Annotated in this window: 3 protein-coding genes; 2 read left to right on the top strand and 1 reads right to left on the bottom strand. The window is 75.7% G+C overall.

Annotation, left to right across the window (positions count from 1 at the left end; translation table 11 throughout):
* Window positions 1-2,535: PAS domain-containing protein (locus ACME2J_RS21970; RefSeq protein ID WP_495547086.1), on the bottom strand; the 2,535-nt coding region annotated here is incomplete at its 3' end.
* A 273-nt stretch (window positions 2,536-2,808) separates the two neighbouring features.
* Between ACME2J_RS21970 and ACME2J_RS21965 the strand changes: the two genes are divergently transcribed.
* Window positions 2,809-3,486: a thioredoxin family protein gene (locus tag ACME2J_RS21965; RefSeq protein ID WP_495547085.1), complete on the top strand. Its 678-nt coding sequence runs from the start codon at window positions 2,809-2,811 to the stop codon at window positions 3,484-3,486.
* Entirely contained in the window at window positions 3,486-4,208 is a 723-nt protein-coding gene (locus tag ACME2J_RS21960) for a cytochrome c biogenesis CcdA family protein (RefSeq protein ID WP_495547084.1), read from the top strand. The genes ACME2J_RS21965 and ACME2J_RS21960 overlap by 1 nt, the downstream gene beginning before the upstream one ends.
* The last annotated feature ends 103 nt before the right edge of the window (window positions 4,209-4,311 follow it).

The raw sequence follows: 4,311 nt of genomic DNA, 5'->3' as shown, positions 1-4,311 counted from the left end.
CGCCGCGGCGAGCCGACGCCGCAGGTCGTCGTCGGCCGCCGCCGCCTGCGCGCGCTCGGCCGTGAGCTCCTCGACGCGCGCCTCGGCGGCGGAGAGCGCGGCGCGGATGCGGCCGAGATCCTCCGTCGTCTCCTCGTGCGCCGCCTGCCGGCGCGCGACCTCGGCCCGGAGGTCGTCGTTCGCAGCGCTCGCCTCGGCGAGGGCGGTGCCCTTCTCGCCCGCGGACGCCTCGGCGGCCTCGGCCCGCGCGCGGGTGGCCGCCTCCGCGTCCTGTGCGGCGGTGAGCGCGTCGCGGAGCGCAGCGGCCTCGGCGGCTGCGTCCTCGGCTGCGTCGCGGAGGCGGGCGGCATCGGCGGTCGCCGCATCGAGGGCGGCCCGCGCGTCCGTCGCGTCTCCGCGCGCCGCGTCGAGGGCCGCGTTGAGGTCGGCGAGGTCGGCGCGCGCAGCGTCCGTCGCGGCGAGAGCCTCGTCGCGAGCGGAGTTCGCCTCCTGGAGCGAGCGCCGCAGCGCGTCCACGTCGGTCTGCGACTGCGCCCGCGCGCCATCGGCGCGCGTCTCCGCTTCCGCGGCGTCGCGTCGTGCCGCGACGAGGTCGGCCTCGAGCGCCTCGACGCGGTCGCGCGCGGTCCCCAGGTCGCCTCGCGTCGCCACGAGCGCGGCACGCAGCTCCGCGGCGTCGCCGGTCGCGGCGTCGAGCGCCGTGCGCAGGTCCGCGATCTCCCGTCCGGCGGCGTCCCGCGCGGCGAGAGCCTCGTCGCGAGCAGCGTTGGCCTCCTGCAGAGCCTGCCGCAAGCCGTCGGCATCGGCACCGACCTGCGCCCGCGCCTCGTCGGCCCGCGCCTCCGCGGCCTCGACCTGTCGCCGCGCCTCGGCGATCTCCGTCTCCAGGACGCTGATCCGCTCACGTGCGGAGGTGAGCGCGCGCGTCGCCTCCTCGCCCTCGTGGGCGAGACGGTCCCGCGCCGTCGCGGCCTCCTCGGCGGCGGCCGCCGCGCGCGCAGCCTCGTCCGCCGCCGCGCCGAGCTGGGCACGCAGGTCCGCCGACTCGGCCGTCGCGGCGTCGAGTCCGGTGCGCAGCTCCGCCGACTCGGCCGTGGCTGCTTCGAGTCCTGCACGCAGGTCCGCCGACTCGGCCGTCGCCGCCTCGACAGAGGCGGCGAGCTCCGCGAGCTCCGCCCGGGCGGCGTCCCGCGCGGCGATCGCCTCGGCGCGCGCAGCGCTCGCCTCCTGCAGCGCCTGTCGCAGACCGTCCGCGTCGGCGCCGACCTGCGCGTGGGCCTCGTCCGCCCGGGCCTCCGCCGCCTCGGCCCGCCGCTGAGCGTCGGCGATCTCCGTCTCCAGGACGCCGATCCGCTTGCGCGCTGAGGAGAGCTCCTGCGCAGCCTCCTCACTTTCACGCGCGAGGTGGTCCCGAGCGGCCGCGACCTCGTCCGCGACGGCCGCCGCGCGCGCGGCCTCGCCGGTCGCCGCATCGAGCCCGGCGCGCAGCTCCGCCGACTCGGCCGTCGCGGCCTCGACGGCGGCCGTGAGCTCCGCGAGCTCCGCCTGGGCGGCGTCCCGCGCGGCGATCGCCTCGGCACGCGCAGCGCTCGCCTCCTGCAGCGCCTGTCGCAGACCGTCCGCATCGGCGCCGACCTGCGCATGCGCCTCGTCCGCCCGGGCCTCGGCCGCCTCCACCTGGCGCTGAGCGTCGGCGAGCTCGGACTCCAGGGCGCCGATCCGCTCGCGCGCCGAGGAGAGCGCCTGCGTCGCCTCCTCGCTCTCACGCGCGAAGCGATCGCGCGCCGCCGTCATCTCCTCGGCCGTCCCCGCGGCGCTCGCCGCCTCGCCCAGTCGCCGCTCCGCGTCCGCGAGCGCGTCGCGGAGGGAGGTCAGCTCGGCGGTCGCGTCGCGCTCGCGGCGCTCAGCGTCCGCAAGGGCCTCGCGCAGCCTCGCGGCCTCCGCGGTGAGCTCGTCCCCGCGAGCGCGCGCCTCGTCGAGCGCGTTGCGCAAGCGCACCGCCTCGCCGGACGCGTCGGCGGCGGCCGTGCTCGCCCGCGCGAGCGCGGCCCGAAGGCGGGCGGCCTCCGCATCGTCCCGGCCTCGTCCGGGCTCGGACCGCTCCTCGTCGAACGCGTCCGCGCCGCTGCTCATCTCCTCGAGCCGCTCGGCGATGCGCAGCGCGGAATCGCTCGCCTCGACGGGCGACGCGACGCGTGCGACGGCATAGGGCTCGCCGTCGTCGTCGCGCAGCACGACGCGACAGACGCGCACCTTGCGCCGACCGACGCGGTCTGCGGTCCACTCGACGGTGTCGAGGATCCCGTTCGCCTGCAGCGCGCGCTGATCCTGGTGGGCCTGCGCGGCGGCGACCGACTTGGGGCCGAGCATCGCGTCGGTGAGGCCGTCGATCTCCTCGGGCCCGAGGCCGTGCAGCGCGGCGTACACGTCGTTGACGAACAGGTGCCGGCCCTCGAGATCGCGGACGGACACGGGCAGCCCGCATCCAGCGAGCTCGTCCGCGTCGAGCGCGCGCACGACGGCCTCGGTCGACATGACGTCGGCATCGGCGGCCCTGTCGACCACGGTGAGAGCGGTTGGAGGCCCCTCGACGGATGGCCGACCGCGAGGCGGTTCCGCGGACCCGGCGGACGCGCCGGCGCCCGCTGGTGCGTCCTGAGAACCGCAGAGCGAGAGCGACGGAACTCGAACCGGCGACCTCCGGCGTGACAGCGCGCTCGTTCGTCGTCCGGAGCGTTCGCGAGGAGACCGCTGCAGCAGGGGCGCCACGTTCATCCCCTTGTCATCTTCGGCCACGAGACTGGGGGCATGAGCACGAACTCGAAGATCGTCGCAGTCCTCGTCGCCGTGATCGCGGCCGGCGGTGCGTACCTCGCGATCGGCGGCTCCGACGACGAGTCCTCCGCGACGTCGATCGCCGAGAGGACGCCGGCGGCGGCCCCCGAGCCGAGCCCGACCACGGCACCCGAGCGAGAGCCGGAGCCCTCGGACGAGACCGAGAGCGCGACACCCGAGCGAGAGCCGAAGCCCGCCGACAAGACCGAGAGCGCGACACCCGAGCGAGAGCCGAAGCCCTCGGACGAGACCGAGAGCGCGACACCCGAGCGAGAGCCGAAGCCCTCGGGCGAGACCGAGAGCGCGGCAGCCGCCGAGTCGGCCGACCCCGCTCCCGCAGCATCGCCCGGCCGGTACGTCGACTTCTCCGAGGGGGAGCTCGCGCGCTCCGACGGCACGCGCCTCCTGTTCTTCCACGCTCCGTGGTGCACGCAGTGCGTGGAGCTCGAGCGATCGATCGAGGAGACCGGGCTTCCCGACGGGGTCACCGTGCTGAAGGTCGATTACGACAGCAACCAGGATCTGCGCCAGAAGTACGGCGTGACGATCCAGACGACGGTCGTGAAGGTCGACGCCGACGGGAAGAAGCTCGAGAGCTTCGTCCCCTACGACGACCCGCGGATCGACCGGGTGCTCGACGAGCTCACCTGATGGACCTCGTCGTCGTGTCCTTCATGGCGGGGGTCCTGACGGCCGCCGCTCCGTGCACGCTGCCGCTGCTCCCCGTCATCGTCGGTGGCGCGGCGGTGGCGAGCGACGACCGCCCGGAGGCACGACCCGTCGTCATCGTCAGCGCGCTCGCCGTCTCCGTCGTCGTCTTCACCTGGCTGCTCAAGGGGACGACGGCGCTTCTCGGCGTCCCCCAGGAGGTGTGGAGCACCGTCTCCGGCCTGCTCGTGCTGGCGCTCGGCGTCAGCTTCCTCGCGCCGGGGCTGTGGGAGCGCGCGGCGGCGACGACCGGCCTGCAGCGCACCTCTGCCCGGCTCCTCGACGGGTCCGCGGGCCGCGAGGGTCTCGGGCGGGACATCGCGATCGGCGCGTCCCTCGGCCCGGTGTTCAGCAGCTGCAGCCCGACGTACGCGCTCATCGTCGCGACCGTCCTCCCCGCGTCGTTCGCCGAGGGCTCGGCCTACCTCGTCGCCTACGCGATCGGGCTCGCCGCGGTGCTCCTCGTCATCGCGGTGATCGGCCAGGCAGCGGCCGCGCAACTCGGCTGGCTCGCCGACCCTCGTGGCCGCTTCCGGCGTGGCGTCGGCGTCGCCTTCGTCGTCGTCGCGGTGGCAGTCCTCTTCGGTCTCGACCGCGACCTGCAGGCCTTCGTCATCGAGCAGGGCTGGTACGAGCCGATCAGCGACCTGGAGCAGTCGCTCTGACACGCGACGCGGTGTCATCGGCCCGACCGCGAAGCGGGAGCGACGGGACTCGAACCCGCGACCTCCGGCGTGACAGGCCGGCGCTCTAACCAACTGAGCTACG

The organism is Paraconexibacter sp., assembly GCF_059438195.1.
The sequence above is the reverse complement of the archived record's forward strand: the minus strand, read 5'-3'. Positions and strand labels throughout refer to the sequence as shown.